Origin of the sequence: Cryobacterium arcticum (assembly GCF_003185895.1) — a bacterium.
In the GTDB taxonomy this organism is placed as follows: Bacteria; Actinomycetota; Actinomycetes; order Actinomycetales; family Microbacteriaceae; genus Cryobacterium; species Cryobacterium arcticum.
Window position 1 is genome coordinate 1853746 of the sequence record NZ_QHLY01000012.1, and the last position, 18800, is coordinate 1872545.

The window sequence follows — 18800 nt, forward strand, 5'->3', positions numbered from 1 at the left end:
CCACTTGGCGCCCTCTCACGCTCACCCGAGCGGCCGCGACTGGCAACTCATCGACACAGCCCCCGCCGACAAGTCAGTTGAGGCCCTCTCCCGGCCACCCAAGGGGCACAAAAATGGCAACTCAGCGAACGTCTCGCCGTCAGGTGCCGCAAAAGCGCCCCTCAGACGGCCGAAGCGATTCTTTGCGGCGACTCGGCGCACATCGTGCGCGCGTGGTCCGGCGAACGACGTTAACGCGGGGCGGGGAGGGTTTCGGGGGCGTCGTGCCAGTCCTGCACATCGATGGACTCGGTGAAGTGCTGGGCGCGCTCCTTGCCGCCCTCGTCGCCGGAGAACAGGCCGACGGGCTCGATGACCTCGCGCTCGGGCTTGCGGGCACGGGAGGTGCGGGCGGGCTTGGCCTCGGGCTCCTGACGCACCTCGACGCGGTTCATCGGCAGCGCGTCGGGGTTCTCGGCGTTGACCCAGTCGATCAGGTTCTCCCGCACGAGGCAGCGCAGGTCGAACAGGGTCGGCGCGTCCTGCGCGGTGACGAGCACGCGTACCCGCACGTAACCGCCGATCGCGTCGGTCACCTGCAGCACCACGGCCCGGCCGTCCCAGAGGTCGGTCTGGGCGACGATGCGGTTGAGTTCCTCGCGCATGCCGGCCGGGTTGACGCGCCAGTCCAGGTCGAACTCGATCGAGCCGAGCAGCTCGCTGTTGTGCCGGGTCCAGTTCTGGAACGGGGTGGTGGTGAAGTAGGTGGACGGCAGCACCATGCGCCGGTCGTCCCAGATGTGCACGACGATGTAGGTGAGGGTGATCTCTTCGATCTTGCCCCACTCCCCCTCGACGATCACGACGTCGTCCACCCGCAGCGCGTTGTTGAACGCGAGCTGCATGCCGGCGAAGATGTTCGCCAGGGTGGACTGGGCGGCAAGACCGGCCACGACGCTGAGCAGGCCGGCGGAGGCGAACAGGCTGGCGCCCACGGTGGCGGCGCCGGGGATGCTCAGCAGCACGGTGCCGATGGCGCAGATGATGATGATCACGATGCCGATGCGGCGCAGCATCCGCAGCTGGGTGCGCACCCGGCGGGCCACCCGGTTGTCGCGCACGTCGATGCGGTAGCGGTTGGCGGCCATCTCCTCGGCGAAGTACAGCAGCGCGCAGAGCAGCCAGGTGGCGGATCCGATGAACAGCGCCCGGAAGATGAAGCCCACCGTGGCGTCCCAGTCGGCGGGCACGTCGAGGTAGCCGGCCACGGCCAGCCAGAGCGCGCCGATCAGCACGGTCATGCGGAAGGGCACCCGGATCAGCTGCACGAGTACCCGCGCCCAGGCCTTGCGCTTGCCGACCATGCGGAAGGCGAAGGCGGCTATCGCCGTGAAGCCCACGGCGATCACGACGGCCGCCAGGGCGGCTACCGGGAATGCGGGCAGGGACAGTCCGAGAATGTCGATCACAGGTGGCCTTTCCGTGTCAGGTCTGTAGAGGTCTGCAACGGCGGTGTCACGAGTTGGACCTCCCAGCATGGCAGATGCATCTGGGAAGAGCATCAAAAAACGCCGGGCAGCGCATCCTGCAGGATGCGACGCCCGGCGTTCGTGGAACCGGTCTAGTGGAAGAAGTGCCGTTCCCCGGTGAAGTACATCGACACTCCGGCGGCGGTCGCGGCGGCGATGACTTCCTCGTCGCGCACCGATCCGCCGGGCTGGACGACCGCGGTGACGCCGGCTTCCAGCAGCACTTCGAGGCCGTCGGCGAACGGGAAGAACGCGTCGGAGGCGGCGACGGCGCCCTCAGCGCGCTCTCCGGCGCGGCTCACGGCCAGGTGGCAGGAGTCGACCCGGTTGACCTGGCCCATGCCGACGCCCACGGATGCGCCGGCGTGCGCCAGCAGGATCGCGTTCGACTTCACGGCCCGGCAGGCCTTCCAGGCGAACTCGAGGTCGGCGCGGGTGGCCGCATCGACCTCGGGGCCGGAGACCAGGCGCCACTCGGACGTGTCGAGGGTGTCGAAGGTGTCGGTCTCCTGCACCAGCAGGCCGCCGGAGATTTGGCGCAGCTCCAGCGAGGAGCGACGGTAGTCCTCGGGAAGCTGCAGCAGGCGGATGTTCTTCTTGGCGCTGAGCAGCTCGAACGCGGCCGGTTCGAATCCGGGGGCCACGAGCACCTCGGTGAAGATCTGGCTGACGGTCTCGGCCATGCCCAGGGTGACGACGCGGTTGGCGGCGATGACGCCGCCGAACGCCGACACCGGGTCGCAGTCGTGCGCGCGGTGGTGCGCGGAGGCGATGGCGTCGGGTGCCTTGGGGTTCGCCACGGCGATGCCGCACGGGTTGGCGTGCTTGATGATCGCCACGGCCGGCTCGGCGAAGTCGAACGCGGCACGCACGGCGGCATCCGCGTCGACGTAGTTGTTGTACGACATCTCCTTGCCGTGCAGCTGCGTGGCCTGGGCGATGCCCTGCCCGCCCTCACCGAGGTAGAGCGCGGCGGCCTGGTGCGAGTTCTCGCCGTAGCGCAGCACGCTGGCGCGGCTGGCCTCCAGCGCCAGGGTCTGCGGGAAGATCGCGTCGGTCGCCTCGTCGACGGCGTCACCGACGATGGCGTCGAACGCCTCGAGGATCTCTTCGCCGAGCGACTCGGAGTCGTCCTGCCACTGGTCGTAGACGTTCTCGGTGAACCAGGCCGACACGCTCAGGTCATAGTTGGCGGTGTGCTCGAACGCGAGCGACGCCAGCTTCTGCCGCAGCCGCAGGGTGCTGCCGCCGGCGGCGACCGCGGCGATGATCTCCGGGTAGTTCTCCGGGTCGACCACGATGGCCACGTTGGGGTGGTTCTTGGCGGAGGCACGGACCAGGGCGGGGCCGCCGATGTCGATCTGCTCAATCACGTCGGCGGGCTCTGCACCGGACTCGACGGTCTCGACGAACGGGTACAGGTTCACCACGACGAGCTGGAACGGCGCGATCGACAGGTCGGCGAGCTGGTTCTCGTGCGCCTCGAGGCGGAGGTCGGCCAGGATGCCGGCGTGCACGCTCGGGTGCAGGGTCTTCACCCGGCCGTCGAGCGATTCCGGGAAGCCGGTGACGGCGGAGACATCCGTCACATCGTGACCCGCCTCGCGGATGGTGGCGGCGGTGGAGCCGGTGGACACCATCTCCACCCCGGCGGCGGCCAGGGCATTGGCCAGCTCGACCAGGCCGGTCTTGTCGGAAACCGAGATCAGCGCGCGCTGCACGGGAATGACGTCCCGGTCGCGGTACAGGCTCCGGGCGTTGGTGTGACCGCTCATATGGGGGAATGCTCCTTGAGATCGACGTGTCCGTTGGCGATGTCGAGCACGGCCTGCACGAGCAGGCGGCGTTCGACGAGTTTGATGCGGTCGTGCAGCGAGTCCTGGGTGTCGCCGGGCAATACCGGCACCCGTTCCTGGCTCACGATCGGTCCGTCGTCGACGCCGTTGTCGACCACGATGATGCTGGCTCCGGTCTGCGTGGCGCCGGCGGCGAGCGCGTCGCGCACCCCATGGGCGCCGGGGAACTCGGGCAGGTAGGCGGGGTGGGTGTTGATCAGGTGCGGCGAGAGCGCGGCGACCACCCGGGGCGGCAGCAGGCGCATGAAGCCGCTGAGCACGGTGAGGTCGGGCTGCCACTGCTGGATCTGGTCGAGCAGTTCGTCGCCCCAGGCATCGCGGTCGGCGTGCGAGGAGAACGGCACGGTGAAGGTGGGGATGCCGAATTCTTCACCGAGCTCGAGCCCGTCGGCGTCCCGGTCGGCGCCGATGGCGACCACCCGGGCGGGGAACTCGGCGTCGCCGGACGCCTCGAGAAGGGCCCGCAGGTTCGATCCTCCGCCGGAGATCAATACGACCAGTGACAGCACCATTCGAGCCTACCGTTTCGTTGAGACTTCCTCGGCGCGATCAATCGAGCCCGGGGCCCGTCGGCCACCGACGAGCATACCGAGTGCGGCGGCCACGCCCACCTCCAGAGCGGCGAGCGAGCCGACCAGCAGCGGGTTTGGTCCGACGTCGGCGAGCCGGCCCGGGCCCATCGCCCCGGTCGACGCCCAGGCGGCGAGGCCGAGCAGGATGCCGGCGACGATGCCGATCAGCACGCCGGTGACGAGCATCGGCACCGGGCCGTGTGGCGCGTTGGGCCGGCGGTCCAGGCCCTGGCGCACGATCACCGCGAGCACGAAGCCCACCAGCACGGGCACCAGAAGACCGAGGAACCCGAATTCGAGGGTGCCCTGCGGCAGAACGCCGAACAACGGCAGGCCGGGCACGGTGGCCAGGGAGGTGCCGAGCGGGGAGACCGTGCTGCCGGTGCCGAGCACGATGCCGGGGCCGATGAACCAGCTGGCCGCCCAGATCACCAGGTTGGGGATGAAGGCGAGCTGGCCGATGGTGAGGGCGATGCCGCCCATCACGTCGGTCTGCAGGGTCTCGTAGAGGCCGATCACGGTGGCGAAGTTGGCCAGCACGGCGACGAACACGGCCAGCCCTGACAGGGCGAGGATGGCGGCAGTGACGGCCGTGCCGCCGCGCAGTGCCGCGGTGAGCTGGGTGCGCACTTCGGCGGGGATGCGCGACAGCTGGTCGCCGACCGGGCGGGAGAGCCAGGCGGGCAGTTCGGGGCGGGCCGCGCGCGCGCCGGTGGTCATGCCGATCAGCACGCCGGCCGCGAAGACCAGGGTGGGCAGCAGGATGCCCTGCACCGGTGCCGGTGTGACGATGGTTTGGCCGGCGGTGAGGGTGAGCAGCGCGGCCAGGAGGGCGTAGCCGGCGACGGCCGCGCCGGCGGCGGTGAAGGCATACCGGGTGGCGGCGGCGCGGCGGCCGGTGCGCACGCCCAGCAACACGGCGAGCACGGCGAAGCCGAGCAGTGCGATGGTGAGGCTGAACGGCGCCTCAGCCCCGGCGAGGCCGAGGGCGGTGGTGACCTCCACCGGCAGCTGTACCGCCAGGTCAACGCCGTTGCCGAGCAGCCAGACGTCCACGGCGGCCCGCCAGAACACGAACCAGTCGATGCTCAGTCCGTAGTGGGTGCCCCACAGGATGGTCAGCGGCACCAGGGCGATGCCCACGCCGATGGCCACGACAATGAGCGCCTCGAGCGCGGCGAGCAGGGCAGTCGTTATACGGTTCATATCCGAGAGGGAGCCTACCGTGGCCACGCTGCGTGGCCGCCGTACCCCGCCGTGGCCCGGCCGAATGCCGGCCGGAATCGTTCAGATGCCGCCGTCGACCGATCGGAGCACGGGCACGTCTTCGTCGGGCACGAGCACCGGCGTCTCGCGGTTGAGTGACTCCCCGCGGAAGAACGGCCGGGACCCGGGGAAGAACGACCAGACGATCATCAGCAGCACGCCCACCAGCAGCGACCCGACGCCCACCACGAAGACGCCGCCGACGCCGAACAGCACGGTGTAGCCGTAGTCGGGGTCGATCATGTCGATCACGGAGAAGACGAAAGCCGCGGTGAGTATCAGCGAGCCCAGCAGTGGGAAGACGAAGCGCATCCAGGCGTTGCGCCAGCTGGTGAAGAGGTCGTGCCGGAAGTACCAGACGCAGGAGTAACCCGTGATGGCGTAGTAGAACGCGATCGCCAGGCCGAGCGACAGGATGGTGTCGTTGAGGATGTTCGAACTGACCAGGGTCATGCCCACGTAGAAGGCCACCGCGACAGCGCCCATCACGAAGGTGGAGAACGACGGCGTCTGGAACCGCGGGTGCACCCGGGCGAACCGGCGCGGCAGGGCCTGGTAGACCGCCATGGCGAGGGTGCCGCGGGCGGTGGGCAGGATGGTGGTCTGGGTGGAGGAGATCGCGGAGATCATCACCGCCGCGACCAGCAGCCAGGCCCACGGCCCGAAGACGGCGTCTTTCAGGGCGAAGAAGACGTCATCCGCGTTGCCTTCGTTGCCGAGGCCCAGCCCGGTGGTGCCGAGGCCGGCGTAGGCCATCGCCGCGACCGCGACCCCCACGTAGGTGACCAGCAGGATGACGGTGGTCAGGATCGCGGCCTGGCCGGGGATGCGCTTGGGGTCGCGGGTCTCCTCGTTCAGCGAGAGGCAGGTGTCCCAGCCCCAGTAGATGAACAGCGCCAGCAGCACCCCTTCGACCAGTCCGGGGAACGAGGTCAGCGCGAACGGGTTGAACCAGTCGGCCTGCGGCAGGGTGGAGGTAGCCGGGGCGCTGCCGTCGAAGACCGCCCACAGGGTGAAGACCGTGAACAGCAGTAGGGCGAGGTACTGGAAGCCGAGCAGCACGTTCTGCAACCGCTCACCGATCTCGATCCCCCGGTAGCTGACCCACACCATCAGCACGATGAAGACGACCCCGGTGAGGGTGACGACAAGTTCGTTCTCTGCCAGGTCGGGAGCCACCAGCAGCCAGAAGTAGATGCCGCCGATCTGGGCGAGGTTGCCGAGCACCACGATGCCGGCCACGGCGACTCCCCAGCCGCCCATCCAGCCCACCCAGGGGCCGAACGCCTTGGTGGCCCAGGTGAAGGTGGTGCCGCAATCGGGGATGTCGCGGTTGAGCTCGCGGTAGGCGAATGCGACCAGGAGCATGGGGATGAAAGCGATGACGAACACCACCGGAGCCTGGGCGCCGACGGCGAGGACCACGAAACCCAGAGTGGCGGCGAGGGAGTACACCGGGGCGGTGGAGGCCAGCCCGATCACGGTGGAGCCGATCAGGCCCAGCGACCCGGTTCGGAGGCCCTTGCCGTCCGAGCGGGCAGAGGGCGCGGGCCGAGCCGGCACCGTCTCGTTCTTGCGGGCCATGATTCTCCCTTCGCCGGCCCCGGCATCCGCCGGTGGCCGCCTCGTTGGGGGCATCGTACTCGTCGCACCGGGCACGAGAAAGGGCCCGCCGAATGGCGGGCCCTTCGTCGTGATCGGGGATTACAGCGCGGCGAGCACCTCGCGCAGCAGGGTCGCGGTTTCGCTCGGCGTCTTGCCGACCTTGACCCCGGCGGCCTCGAGGGCCTCCTTCTTGCCCTGCGCGGTTCCGGCTCCGTCGGAGACGATGGCGCCGGCGTGGCCCATGGTCTTGCCCTCGGGGGCGGTGAACCCGGCCACGTAGCCCACGACGGGCTTGGTGACGTGTTCCTTGATGTACGCGGCGGCCTTCTCCTCGGCGTCGCCGCCGATCTCGCCGATCATGACGATCGCGAGGGTCTCCGGGTCGGCCTCGAACGCGGCGAGCGCGTCGATGTGGGTGGTGCCGATGATGGGGTCGCCGCCGATGCCGATGGCGGTGGAGAAGCCGAGGTCGCGCAGTTCGTACATCATCTGGTAGGTCAGGGTGCCCGACTTGGAGACCAGGCCGACCGGGCCCTTGCCGGTGATGTTCGCAGGGGTGATGCCCACGAGTGCCTCACCGGGAGTGATGATGCCGGGGCAGTTCGGCCCGATGATGCGGGTCTTGTTGCCCTTCTCCTGGGCGTAGGCCCAGAACTCGGCTGAGTCCTGCACGGGCACGCCCTCGGTGATGATCACGAGCAGGCCGATTTCGGCGTCGATCGCTTCGATGACGGCGTCTTTGGTGAAGGCCGGCGGCACGAACGCGATGGAGACATCCGCGCCGGTCTTCTCGATCGCTTCGGCGACGGTACCGAAGACGGGCAGCTCTACATCGCCGTGGGTGACGGTGGTGCCGGCCTTGCGGGCGTTGACGCCGCCGACGATCTGGGTGCCGGCCTTGAGCATCAGGGCGGTGTGCTTGGTTCCCTCGCCGCCGGTGATGCCCTGAACGATGACCTTGGAGTCCTTGTTGAGGAAGATTGACATATCAGACGTCCTTAAATATTCAGCGGGCGGCGTGGGCGAGTTCGGCGGCCTTGGCGGCGCCCTCGTCCATGGTGGCGGCCAGCGTGACCAGCGGGTGGTTGGCCTCGTTGAGGATGCGGCGGCCTTCTTCGACGTTGTTGCCGTCGAGGCGCACGACCAGGGGCTTGTTGGCAGCGTCGCCGAGGGTGGCGAGCGCGCCGACGATGCCGTGGGCGACGGCGTCGCAGGCGGTGATGCCGCCGAAGACGTTGACGAAGACGCTCTTGACCTGCGGGTCGCCGAGGATCACGTCGAGGCCGGCCGCCATGACCGCTGCGGATGCTCCGCCGCCGATGTCGAGGAAGTTGGCCGGCTTGACGCCGCCGAAGTCCTCTCCGGCGTACGCGACCACGTCGAGCGTGGACATGACCAGTCCGGCACCGTTGCCGATGATGCCGACCTCGCCGTCGAGCTTCACGTAGTTGAGGTCATTCTGCTTGGCCTTGGCCTCGAGCGGGTCGGCCGCGGCCTTGTCCTCGAGGGCGGCGTGGCCGGGGTGACGGAAGTCGGCGTTCTCGTCGATGGTGACCTTGCCGTCGAGGGCGATGATCTCGCCGTCTTCGGTGAGCACCAACGGGTTGACCTCGACCAGGGTGGCGTCCTCGCCGGCGAAGACGCTGTAGAGCTGCACGAAGACCGGGGCGACCTTGTCGACCAGCTCGGCCGGGAACTTCGCCTGCACGGCGATCTCCTTCGCCTTGGCGAGGTCGATGCCGGCGGTGGGGTCGATGGCCACGTAAGCCAGGGCATCGGGCTTCTCAACCGCGAGGACCTCGATCTCCACGCCGCCCTCGTAGCTGGCGAGCGAGAGGTAGGACCGGTTGGAGCGGTCCAGCAGCACGGAGAAGTAGAACTCCTGCTTGATGCGGGCTCCCCCGGCGACCATCACCCGGTGCACGGTGTGCCCCTTGATGTCCAGGCCCAGGATGGCGCGCCCGGCGGCTTCGGCTTCATCCGGGGTCTTGGCAACCTTGACGCCGCCGGCCTTGCCGCGACCACCGACCTTCACCTGCGCCTTGACGACGACGACACCGCCGAGCTTCTCGGCTGCGGCGCGCGCCTCCTCGGGCGTGTCTGCGATGATGCCCGGCAGAACCGGAACTCCATACTGCTCAAACAGGTCTCTGGCCTGGTATTCGTAAAGATCCACGCTGCTCTTCCAATCCGCGTCATAGCGTTCCGTGCATGGGGTGTGGGTGATCTGCCTCCCCGGCGCGAAAACTAGCTCGACGTCGAGAGATACTGACCATCTCAAACTCTACCTTCTCAGATGAACGCCTGAGTGTGCGCCGCGACGGCCGTACGCTGGGAGCATGCAGTCTCGCCGCGTCAGCCCCGCCGTCATCGCGTTCGCGGGCGGCCTCGACGCGGCCCTGCTACTCCTGTTCGTTCTGATCGGCCGGGCCAGTCACGGCGAGAGCCTGCTGGGAGTGCTGACCACCTGGTGGCCGTTCCTGGCGGGGCTGGCGGTGGGCTGGCTGGTGACGCGGGCGTGGCGGGAACCGCTCGGCATCCGCTGGACCGGTCTGGGCATCGTGGCCGTCACCGTGCTGGTGGGCCTGCTTCTGCGGGTCGTCAGCGGTCAGGGCGTGCAGCTGAGTTTCGTGATCGTGACGATCGCGGTGATCGCTGTGTTCCTGCTCGGCTGGCGCGCCATCGGCGTGCTCGTGCGGCGTCTGCGCCGACGGAGTGGACCCACGCTCGAACGGGCACGCTAGCTGCGACTACCGGTCGAGCTCGTCGATGTCGTCGTCATCGTCGAGGTCGACCAGCCGGTTGTCGGCGTCGTCACCCCACTCGTCGGTCACGGTTTCCTCTGCACCGGAGTCGTCGGCGAGCAGGTCGTCGATGTTCTCGGCGTCGAATTCCGAGGCCTCGGCGGCCACCTCGTCATCGGGGTCGATGGTGTAGCCGGGGTCGTCCTCGGCGAGCAGGTCGTCGTCGGGAATATCGAGGTCGTCCACCGTGCGCTTGTCGTTGACGGCATCGGGGTCGAGCGGCCAGAGGCCGCCGGAGTTCTGGGTCATGATCGAGCCTCCTTCGGGCGTGCGCCTGGGCTGGAACGCGCTAACTGGGTGGGCCGGGCCGGTGCGGTGCCGGCCTCAGTGGGTGACACCGTACCTGCGTCCGGGGTCGACGACAAGGCGGCCCGGGAGCTTTCTCACGGTCAGTTCCTGAGGCACCGGCGAGCCGGTCAGACCGGTCGGGTCAGCCCGGCAGGGCCTCTCGCCGGCGGGCCGCGCGGGCCAGTCCGGCGCGGGTGACGACCACGATCACCAGGGCGACCGCACCGCCCAGCGCGGTCTCCACCACCCGGTCCACGAGCAGCACAGACACGGGCGCCGGGCTGCCCAGGTGCGACACCGTCAGCGCCAGCGGGGTGATGAACAACAGGGCAGCGCCGTAGTGCCGGCCGACCAGGATCTCCGCTCCGAACTGGCCGATCGCGATGGTGAGGATGAGTACCCAGATCGGCGGCCCCGGCAGCAGGATCAGCGCCGTGAGCACCACCCCGGCCGCGGTGCCGAAGATGCGGTGGAAGGCACGGGAGGTGGAGTGCCGGGCGCCGGGCGGCGGTAGCACCGCGACCACGCTCACCACGGCCCAATACGGATGCCCGATGCCCACCAGGATCGCCAGCCCACCGGCGACGACGACGCCCACCAGCATCTGCGCGATCGACAGCCACACCCGGCCGTCGCGGTAGGCCACCAGATTCACCCGGGGCTGCCGGGGCAGCTGCTTGAACATCGGTGCACTGCGTTCGGGTGCGGCCCGGCGCAGCAGCCACCCCGACATGGTCACGAGCCAGGCGAAGCCGGCCCCGGCCAGCCCCACCAACAGCCGCGGCAGCACCTGGTCGGGTTCGGTGGGCACCTGCGCGCACACCGTGTAGGCGAAGACGAAGAACAACGGCGTGCCCGGGAACAGGCCCATGGTGCTGATCAGCAGCACCCCGACCACGATCAGCAGCATCAGGCCGAGCGTGAGCAGCGCCAACGGGGCTCCGAGGGCGGCCATCACGAGACCGAAGGCGATGCTGCCGAGCATCCCGACGGCCGCGACGCTCACCGACCGCGCCCGCAACCGGTACGGCTCACTGCGTCCGAACAGCGCCGTCATGCCGCCGAAGGTGGCGTAGACCGCCAGGTCGACGCGGCCGATGACGACCAGCACGATGAGCGGAACCACCATGGCCAGGGTCGCCCGGCTGGCGACCTCCAGATCGAGGGCACGCAGAGACCGCGCCCACTGCCTCAGGCTTTCGGGGCGGGAACCGTCGAGGGCGGAGTCGTCGTCTGGTGCCCTGGTCACTCGATTTTCTCGATCGGCGCGATCTTGATCAGGAGCTTCTTCGCCCCGCTGGTGTCGAACTGCACATGCGCGATGCGCTTGGTGCCCTCGCCGGTGACCTGGTTCACCCTGCCGTCGCCGAAGTCGACGTGCCGGATGCGGTCGCCAGGGTTCAGGGTGAGGTCGCCGTTGTCGCGCACCTGCGCGGTGACCCGGTTGGCCCACTCGGTCTTCGGTTTGGGCGCCGGCGGCAGCTGCCCGGGGGTGCCGCTGCGGCTGCCGAACCCGCCGCCGCCCGGCCGCGCATTGAGCGCGCGCGACTGGGTGCCGCCGCGGGAGTTGGCCATGCCGGGTGACTGCTTCCAGTCGATCAGGTCGGCCGGGATCTCCTGCAGGTAACGGCTGGGCATGGCCACGTTCACGTCGCCGAACTGGGCCCTGGTCATCGCCAGCGACAGGTAGAGACGCTGCCTGGCCCTGGTGATGCCCACGTAGAACAGGCGCCGTTCCTCGGCGGGGCCGCCGGGCTCGCCGGCCGACATCTGGTGCGGCAGCAGGCCTTCCTCGATACCCGTAAGGAACACCGCCTCGTACTCGAGGCCTTTGGCGGTGTGCAGCGTCATCAGCGACACCGTGCCGGAAGCGTCGTCGAGGTCGTCGGCGGCGGCGACGAGCGACACCTGGGTGAGGAAGTCGACGAGGCCGGCGTCGGGGTTCTCCCGGTTGAAGTCCTTGGTCTGGGCGACGAGCTCCTCGATGTTCTCCGCCCGCACCTCGTCTTGCGCGTCGCGGCTGCCGCGCAGCACGGCCAGTAGGCCGCTGCCGTCGAGCAGGTAGGTGAGCAGGTCGCTGACGTTGGCGGGGCCCGCGGGGTTCTGCGGGTCCATCATCAGTGCGGCCGAGTCCAGCAGGGTGGCCAGCTTCAGAATGGCGCCGGTCACCTTCGGGCCGAGGCCGAGCCCGCCGGAGTCGCGCATGGCCTGGCGGAACGAGATGCCGTTGGTTTCGGCGAAGCTGCCCAGCTGGGTTTCGGTGGCGGGGCCGATGCCGCGCTTGGGGGTGTTCAGGATGCGGCGAAGCGCCAGTTCGTCTTGCGGGTTGGCGACCGCGATCAGGTAGGCCAACGCATCCTTGATCTCGGCGCGCTCATAGAACTTGGTGCCGCCGACGACCCGGTACGGCACCGCGGCGCGTACCAGAATCTCTTCCAGTGCACGGGTCTGCGCGTTGGTGCGGTAGAACACCGCCATGTCGCGGTAGGCCATTCCCTTGCGGTGCAGGGCCTCCACCTCGTCGGCCACGAACTGGGCTTCGTCGTGCCCGTTGTAGGCGGTGTAGCCCACGATCTTCTCGCCGTCGCCGCCGGCGCTCCACAGCCGCTTCTCCCGGCGGTCGAAGTTGTTGCCGATCACGGCGTTCGCGGCCGAGAGGATGTTCTGGGTGGAGCGGTAGTTCTGCTCGAGCAGGATCACCTTGGTGCCGGGGAAGTCCCGCTCGAACTCGGTGATGTTGCGGCTGGAGGCGCCGCGGAACGCGTAGATCGACTGGTCGGAGTCGCCCACCACGGTCAGTGACGCGCCGGGGATCCTGCCGGTGGCGTCCTGCAGATTCTTGACGTGCAGGCCCTGGTCTTCCATGTCGTCGGCTAGTTCAGCCTCGACCGGGCGGGTGAGCTCGCGCACCAGGGCGTACTGGGCGTGGTTGGTGTCCTGGTATTCGTCGACCAGGATGTGCCGGAACCTGCGCCGGTACAGCGCCGCGACCTTGGGGAAGGCGCGGAACAGGAACACCGTCTCGCCGATCAGGTCGTCGAAGTCCAGGGCGCTGGCTTCGCGCAGCCGTCTGGTGTACTGGCGGAAGATCTCGACGAACATGACCTCCTGCGGGTCGCTCATGTTCGCGTTGCGGGCGTAGGAATCGACATCCGCCAGCTCGTTCTTGAGCTTGGAGATCTTGGACGCCACGTTGCCCGGGGTGAAGCCCATGGTGTCGGCGTCGAGCTGCTTGATGATGCGCTTGATGGTGACCTTGGTGTCGGCCGAGTCGTAGATGCTGAAGTTGGTGGACAAGCCCGCGCTCTCGGCCTCGCGGCGCAGGATGCGCACGCAGGAGGAGTGGAAGGTGCTGATCCACATGCCGTCGGACGCCTGGCCGAGGAGCCCGCGCACGCGCTCCCGCATCTCGGCGGCGGCCTTGTTGGTGAACGTGATCGCGAGGATCTGGCTGGGCCAGGCTTCCCGGCTCTCGATCAGCCCGGCGACCCGGCGGGTGAGCACGCTGGTCTTGCCGGAGCCGGCGCCGGCGACGATGAGCAGGGCCGGGCCGCGGTATTTGACCGCTTCGAGCTGCTGCGGGTTGAGGCCGTCGAACAGGGGGCTCTGCGGCCCGTCCGGTCCGGCGTCGGGGCCGGCACGGCCGTCGAGGATGATCGGGGTCGCCGACGACCTGGTAGCGGGGGTGTTGGGCAGGTCTGAAGACAAAGTCATGGCCAGCCAATTCTAGGCGCAGCGGCTGACATCCACGCCCGACGGTCAGGCCGGGTAGAGCGGGTTCGGCAGTCCGGCCGGTAGGCCGTCCCGCACGAACACGGCCAGGTCGGGGTGGTCGGCGAAGACCCCGTCGATGCCGGTGTCCATGATGGTGCGGAACTCGGCTTGCCAGTTGCCGATGTCGGCCTTGCGGGCGCCGACCCGGAAGCTCGCGGCCAGGAACCGGTTCTCCGGCCGCAGCGTCCAGGTGTAGATCTCCAGGCCGGCGGCGTGGGCGGAGTCGACGAGGTCGGAGGCGCCGTCGACAGTGCCCTCGGCATCCGTGTTGAGGATGAGGGATTTGGGCACGCTGATGCCGTCGATCTGGTGGCCGAGTTGGTACAGGGCCAGATCGGACAGGTAGGACGCGTACGGAGTGGCGCGGTCGCCGAACCTGGCGACGAGATCGGCCGGGGCGCCTGCAGCCTCGAGCAGGAACACCAGGCTGCCGAAGATACCGCGAGCGTGCACCTGGGCGAGCACGGTCAGTTCGAAGCTCTCGACGGTGAGCCGGCCCTCCCCCGTGTTCCAGCCGGCCTCGTTGACCTCCGCGGCGAAGAGCTCGTCGAGCGGCAGCCCGATCGATTCGAAGTAGGTGGCGTGCTTGATCTCGGCAACGATGCTCAGTTCCCGGTCGAGCGGAGCCTCGGTCAGGTCGACGAGGCGGAACAGGTCGCGCAGCCGCATGATCGGGAACTGGCCGTCGAAGCTGGCGCTCATGCCGCGCAGCGCCGGGATGCGCTCCCGAGCCCGCAGCGTGGACAGTTCGGCCCAGGTGAAGTCCTCGGTGAACCAGCCGGTGAGGGCCTGTCCGTCGATGACCTTCTCGACCCGGCGATCCGCGAACTCGGCGTGCTCGGCCACATCCGTGGTGCCGGAGATCTCGTTCTCGTGCCGCACCACCAGAACCCCGTCCTGGGTGGCGACGATGTCGGGCTCCACCGCATCGGCGCCGAGTGCGAAGGCGAGTCGGTAGGCGGCTTCCGTGTGCTCCGGCCGGTAGCCGCTGGCTCCGCGATGGCCGATCACCAGTGGTTTCATGTCCCAAGGTTAGCCGCGGGCTGAGAGAATCGGGGGTTATGGCCCCCTGGATCGACCCGACCCCGCGCGTGCGCTGGGGCGACGCCCGATGGCGGTACGTCGTTGGCCTGGTCACGATCGTGCTCGGCGCGGCCGCGACGAACCTGACCAGCACTTTCAGCCTCTGGTTCCTGCTCATCGGCCCGTGCGTGCAGCTGCTGGGCTGGCTGATCCTGCCCGGCGCGCTCTGGCGTCGGCTGGCGGTGCTGCTTCCCTGCCTGCTGGGCGCGCTGGTCCTCCTGGCCGGCCCCGATTTTGTGGGCGCGTACGCGGCGTTGCTGGCCGGATGGCTGTTCGCCCGGCACCGGCCGCTGCTGAGCTACCTGGCCGTGCTGCCGGTGATCGTGCTCAGCTTCGTGCTCAAGGCCGCGCTGAACGAATACGGCCAGAACTGGATCGGACTGCTCAGCGGTGCCCTGCTCACGGTGGCCTGCGCCTGGCTGGGCTGGGGCCTCGCGGTGTGGCGGCGGCGACAGATCGCGGCCTGGCGGGTGCGCCGGGCCCTGCGAGGCCGGCATGCGATGGCGCCCGATCGACCCTGAGTAGACTCTCAGCAAACTACGGGTTGGTCCAGTAGATTTGAGGCACGCAATATTGCGTGAACGACCTCTGTGACGCATCCCTCCACCCAGCTGATTGTTAGGCAGGAACCATGGCTACCTCCAACCCCGCATTTAGAAACGCCGCGTTCGGCGCTCCCGGCGCCGTTGCCTCGACCAAGGTGCTCTCCGACAATGACCTGCAGGCGTTGTACAACGCGCCGTCGGCAGGTTCGCAGGACACCGACCGGATGACGTACGAAGACACCATCGGCAAGACCGTGCTGTGCTTCGTTCTCTTGCTCGCCGCCGCAGCCACCGCCTGGGTGCTCACCCCGGTGATGCCGTTCCTGCTCATCCTGGGCGCGATCGGCGGGCTCGTGCTCGGCCTGGTGAACGCGTTCAAGAAGGAGCCGTCGCCGCCCCTGATCCTGGCCTACGCCGCGCTCGAGGGCCTGTTCGTCGGTGGCATCTCCCGCGTCTTCGAGCAGATCTACCCCGGTGTGGTCGTTCAGGCCGTCATCGCCACCCTCGTGGTGGTCGGTGTCACCCTGGCGCTGTTCACCAGCGGCAAGATCCGCGCGTCGAAGAAGGCCACCAAGGTCTTCCTCATCGCGATGATCGGCTACGCGGTGTTCTCCCTCGTCAACGTGGGCATGATGCTCTTCGGCGCCACCGACGGCGCGTTCGGCATGCGCAGCGGCAGCATCGAGATCGCCGGCTTCGAGATCAAGCTCGGCCTGGTCATCGGCATCCTCGCGGTTCTCATGGCCGCGTACTCCCTGGTCCTGGACTTCGACTTCATCCAGAAGGGCGTGAACAACCGCGCTCCCCGCAAGTTCGGCTGGAGCGGCGCCTTCGGCATCATGGTCACCGTGGTGTGGCTCTACGTGGAGCTGCTGCGCATCTTCGCGATCGCCCGCGAGTAGCGGCCTCCGGCGCTCAAGCGCCACCCCGCACGACCCCGAGAGGGCCGGCCCACCACGGGCCGGCCCTCTTTTCGTACGCGGCGGGCACGGCGCCGTTCCGTAGCGGCGCGCCGTCACCTCGCCGGCACCGCCATCCGAGCTGCGCGGGTGCCGCGCCGCTTCGCGGGTGGCCCGCAGCCCGCGCAACGGCGCCCGACCCGCGCACCTGCATCCGCCCCCCACGTCGAGCGGATGCCGCCGCGCGAGACGCTCCCTCTGGCTGGCCTCGCCGCGCCGGCCGCGCCCGTCGCCACCAGTCAAGGTGCACGGGTGCCGCGCCGCTTCGCGGGTGGCGCGCAGCCCGCGCAACGGCGCCAGACCCGCGCAACGGCGGATGAGGTGCCCGGCGCCGCCACCAGACCGCGCCCCCGCTTAACGACGGAAGCACCCGGCCACGAGGGCAGGGTGCTTCCGGCGACTACGGGAGCGGCTCGGGGCCTACTCCCATTCGATGGTCCCCGGCGGCTTCGACGTGACGTCGAGTACCACGCGGTTGACCCCGTCGACCTCGTTGGTGATGCGGTTGGAGATCTTCGCGAGCAGGTCGTACGGCAGGCGAGTCCAGTCGGCGGTCATGGCGTCTTCGCTGGACACCGGGCGCAGCACGATCGGGTGGCCGTAGGTGCGGCCGTCACCCTGCACGCCCACCGAGCGCACGTCGGCGAGCAACACCACCGGGCACTGCCAGATCTCGCGGTCCAGGCCCGCGGCGGTCAGTTCGAAGCGCACGATCGCATCCGCCTGGCGGAGCAGGTCCAGACGCTCCTGGGTGACCTCACCGACGATGCGGATGCCGAGGCCAGGTCCGGGGAACGGCTGGCGCTGCACGATCTCGGCCGGCAGGCCCAGCTCGGCGCCGACGGCACGTACCTCGTCCTTGAACAGGGCGCGCAGCGGCTCGACGAGCTCGAACTGCAGGTCTTCGGGCAGCCCGCCCACGTTGTGGTGGCTCTTGATGTTGGCGGTGCCGCTGCCGCCGCCGGACTCGACCACGTCGGGGTACAGGGTGCCCTGCACCAGGAAGCGGATCGGGTCGCCGTCGATCTCGGCGGACTCCTTGATCAGCTCGGCCTGGGCCTGCTCGAAGGTGCGGATGAACTCGCGACCGATGATCTTGCGCTTGGTCTCCGGGTCGCTGACACCGGCGAGGGCCTGGATGAACTGCTCGCGCACATCCACGGTCACCAGGCGCACACCGGTGGACTTGACGTAGTCCTCCTCGACCTGGCGGCGCTCGTCTTCGCGCAGCAGGCCGTGGTCGACGAAGACGCAGACCAACTGGTCGCCGATGGCCTTGTGCACCAGGGCGGCCGCGACGGCGGAGTCGACGCCGCCGGACAGGCCGCAGATGACCTTGCCGGTGCCCACCTGGGCGCGGATCTTGGCGACCTGCTCGGCGATGACGTTGCCGCTGTTCCAGTCGGCGGGGATGCCGGCGGCGCGGTGCAGGAAGCTCTCGATCACGTGCTGGCCGTGCTCGGAGTGCTTGACCTCCGGGTGCCACTGCACACCGTAGAGGCGGCGCTCGTCGTTGGCGAACGCGGCCACCGGAGTAGACGTGGTGGACGCCAGGACGGTGAAGCCGTCGGGCGCCTTGGAGACGGAGTCGCCGTGGCTCATCCACACGGTCTGCTCCACCGGCTGGTCGGCGAGCAGCGCGTTCACGCTGTCGGCGACGACGACCGGGGTGGAGCCGTACTCGCGCTGGCCGGTGTGCGAGACCTCGCCGCCGAGGGCGGTGGCCATCACCTGGAAGCCGTAGCAAATGCCCAGCACCGGAATGCCGAGGTCGAAGATGGCCGCGTCGAATGCCGGCGCGCCCTCCGCGTAGACGCTGGACGGTCCGCCGGAGAGCACGATGCCGATCGGGTTCTTGGCCACGACTTCGGCAGCCGTGATCGAGTGCGCCACGATCTCCGAGTACACGGATGCTTCGCGCACCCGTCGGGCGATCAGCTGCGCGTACTGCGCACCGAAGTCCACCACGAGCACCGGGCGGCTGGTGCCGGCCGGTTCCACGTCGGCAGACGCGGTCTCGGTGCCGAGCAGGTTCTCGAGACCTTCCGCACCTTCTGCGCCGTCGGCGCCCACAACATCCATCGGGTTGACGACACTCATGCTCGGGCTCCGCTTTCGATCGGTGCCGCGGTATGCGCGGCGAGGTAGGACTTGACCCGGTTGCCGATCCGTACCTCCAGGAAGAAGGACAGGAACGGGATGATGCCACCGAGGGCGATCAGCAGGAAGGTCGCGAACGGCCAGCGCATGATGCTCCACAGGCGGAAGTCGGCAAACAGGTAGAGAACGTAGAACCAGCCGTGCACGATCAGGATCGCGGTGCTCAGGTTGAAGGCGGTCACGGTGTCGCGGGCGACGAGCGCGAGGAAACCGTTCGGGCCGCCGATCTCGAGCTCGTACTGGAAGACGAACTTGAGGATCACCTCGACGCAGAGCAGCAGGAGGAAGACACCGGTGATGATCGACGAGACCTGGTACAGCCGTAGGGCCCCGGGGATTCTGGGCAGGTCGGCAGGCTTGGGTTCAAGTGGCATAGGGCT

General features: G+C 68.9%; 16 protein-coding genes. 3 read left to right on the plus strand and 13 right to left on the minus strand.

Annotated elements, in window-relative coordinates; translation table 11 throughout:
- Positions 1-230: 230 nt before the first annotated feature.
- From CTB96_RS18495 to sucC, 7 genes are all read right to left on the minus strand, one after another.
- Positions 231-1448 (minus strand): mechanosensitive ion channel family protein, encoded by a 1218-nt coding sequence (locus CTB96_RS18495; RefSeq protein ID WP_248283448.1) that lies wholly within the window; start codon positions 1446-1448, stop codon positions 231-233.
- Between the two features lie 152 nt (positions 1449-1600).
- Positions 1601-3283, minus strand: coding sequence for a bifunctional phosphoribosylaminoimidazolecarboxamide formyltransferase/IMP cyclohydrolase (gene purH / locus CTB96_RS18500; RefSeq protein ID WP_110128244.1), 1683 nt, complete (start codon positions 3281-3283; stop codon positions 1601-1603).
- Positions 3280-3873: a phosphoribosylglycinamide formyltransferase gene (gene purN, locus CTB96_RS18505; protein WP_110128581.1), complete on the minus strand. Its 594-nt coding sequence runs from the start codon at positions 3871-3873 to the stop codon at positions 3280-3282. The genes purH and purN overlap by 4 nt, the downstream gene beginning before the upstream one ends.
- 9 nt (positions 3874-3882) lie before the next feature.
- Entirely contained in the window at positions 3883-5142 is a 1260-nt protein-coding gene (locus tag CTB96_RS18510; protein ID WP_110128245.1) for a cell division protein PerM, read from the minus strand.
- An 81-nt stretch (positions 5143-5223) separates the two neighbouring features.
- Positions 5224-6786: an APC family permease gene (locus CTB96_RS18515; RefSeq protein ID WP_110128246.1), complete on the minus strand. Its 1563-nt coding sequence runs from the start codon at positions 6784-6786 to the stop codon at positions 5224-5226.
- Positions 6787-6906: 120 nt separating this feature from the next.
- A complete protein-coding gene (sucD, locus tag CTB96_RS18520; protein WP_110128247.1) occupies positions 6907-7794 on the minus strand; it encodes a succinate--CoA ligase subunit alpha in 888 nt (295 codons plus the stop codon).
- A gap of 19 nt (positions 7795-7813) precedes the next feature.
- Complete coding sequence (sucC, locus tag CTB96_RS18525) at positions 7814-8983, minus strand: ADP-forming succinate--CoA ligase subunit beta (protein ID WP_110128248.1); 1170 nt, start codon at positions 8981-8983, stop codon at positions 7814-7816.
- A 163-nt stretch (positions 8984-9146) separates the two neighbouring features.
- Here sucC and CTB96_RS18530 point away from each other — a divergent pair, with 163 nt between their 5' ends.
- Positions 9147-9551 carry a DUF3054 domain-containing protein gene (locus CTB96_RS18530; RefSeq protein WP_110128249.1) on the plus strand — a complete coding sequence of 135 codons (405 nt, stop codon included), beginning with the start codon at positions 9147-9149 and terminating at the stop codon, positions 9549-9551.
- Positions 9552-9557: 6 nt separating this feature from the next.
- Here the strand turns inward: CTB96_RS18530 and CTB96_RS18535 are convergent, their stop codons facing one another.
- The 4 genes from CTB96_RS18535 to CTB96_RS18550 all read right to left on the minus strand — a co-directional run bounded on the left by CTB96_RS18535 (position 9558) and on the right by CTB96_RS18550 (position 14696).
- On the minus strand, positions 9558-9860 hold the full coding sequence (locus tag CTB96_RS18535) for a hypothetical protein (protein ID WP_110128250.1): 303 nt from the start codon (positions 9858-9860) through the stop codon (positions 9558-9560).
- Positions 9861-10041: 181 nt separating this feature from the next.
- Positions 10042-11148, minus strand: a complete 1107-nt coding sequence (locus CTB96_RS18540) for an FUSC family protein (RefSeq protein WP_248283449.1) — start codon at positions 11146-11148, stop codon at positions 10042-10044.
- Positions 11145-13613: an ATP-dependent helicase gene (locus CTB96_RS18545; protein ID WP_110128251.1), complete on the minus strand. Its 2469-nt coding sequence runs from the start codon at positions 13611-13613 to the stop codon at positions 11145-11147. Before CTB96_RS18545 ends, CTB96_RS18540 begins: the two co-directional genes overlap by 4 nt.
- Before the next feature lie 45 nt (positions 13614-13658).
- Positions 13659-14696: a glycerophosphodiester phosphodiesterase family protein gene (locus tag CTB96_RS18550; protein WP_110128252.1), complete on the minus strand. Its 1038-nt coding sequence runs from the start codon at positions 14694-14696 to the stop codon at positions 13659-13661.
- A 38-nt stretch (positions 14697-14734) separates the two neighbouring features.
- On the opposite strand from CTB96_RS18550, the gene CTB96_RS18555 reads away from it, so the two are divergent.
- A complete protein-coding gene (locus CTB96_RS18555) occupies positions 14735-15277 on the plus strand; it encodes a hypothetical protein (protein WP_110128253.1) in 543 nt (180 codons plus the stop codon).
- A 110-nt stretch (positions 15278-15387) separates the two neighbouring features.
- On the plus strand, positions 15388-16203 hold the full coding sequence (locus CTB96_RS18560; RefSeq protein ID WP_110128254.1) for a Bax inhibitor-1/YccA family protein: 816 nt from the start codon (positions 15388-15390) through the stop codon (positions 16201-16203).
- 477 nt (positions 16204-16680) lie between these two features.
- Here CTB96_RS18560 and guaA read toward each other — a convergent pair whose 3' ends face one another.
- Together guaA and CTB96_RS18570 are read right to left on the minus strand one after the other, a co-directional pair.
- The gene (gene guaA / locus CTB96_RS18565; RefSeq protein WP_282433152.1) at positions 16681-18360 is read right to left on the minus strand and encodes a glutamine-hydrolyzing GMP synthase; all 1680 of its coding nucleotides are present in this window, start codon (positions 18358-18360) and stop codon (positions 16681-16683) included.
- Positions 18357-18794, minus strand: coding sequence for a DUF3817 domain-containing protein (locus CTB96_RS18570; protein ID WP_110128255.1), 438 nt, complete (start codon positions 18792-18794; stop codon positions 18357-18359). The genes guaA and CTB96_RS18570 overlap by 4 nt, the downstream gene beginning before the upstream one ends.
- Positions 18795-18800: the final 6 nt, after the last annotated feature.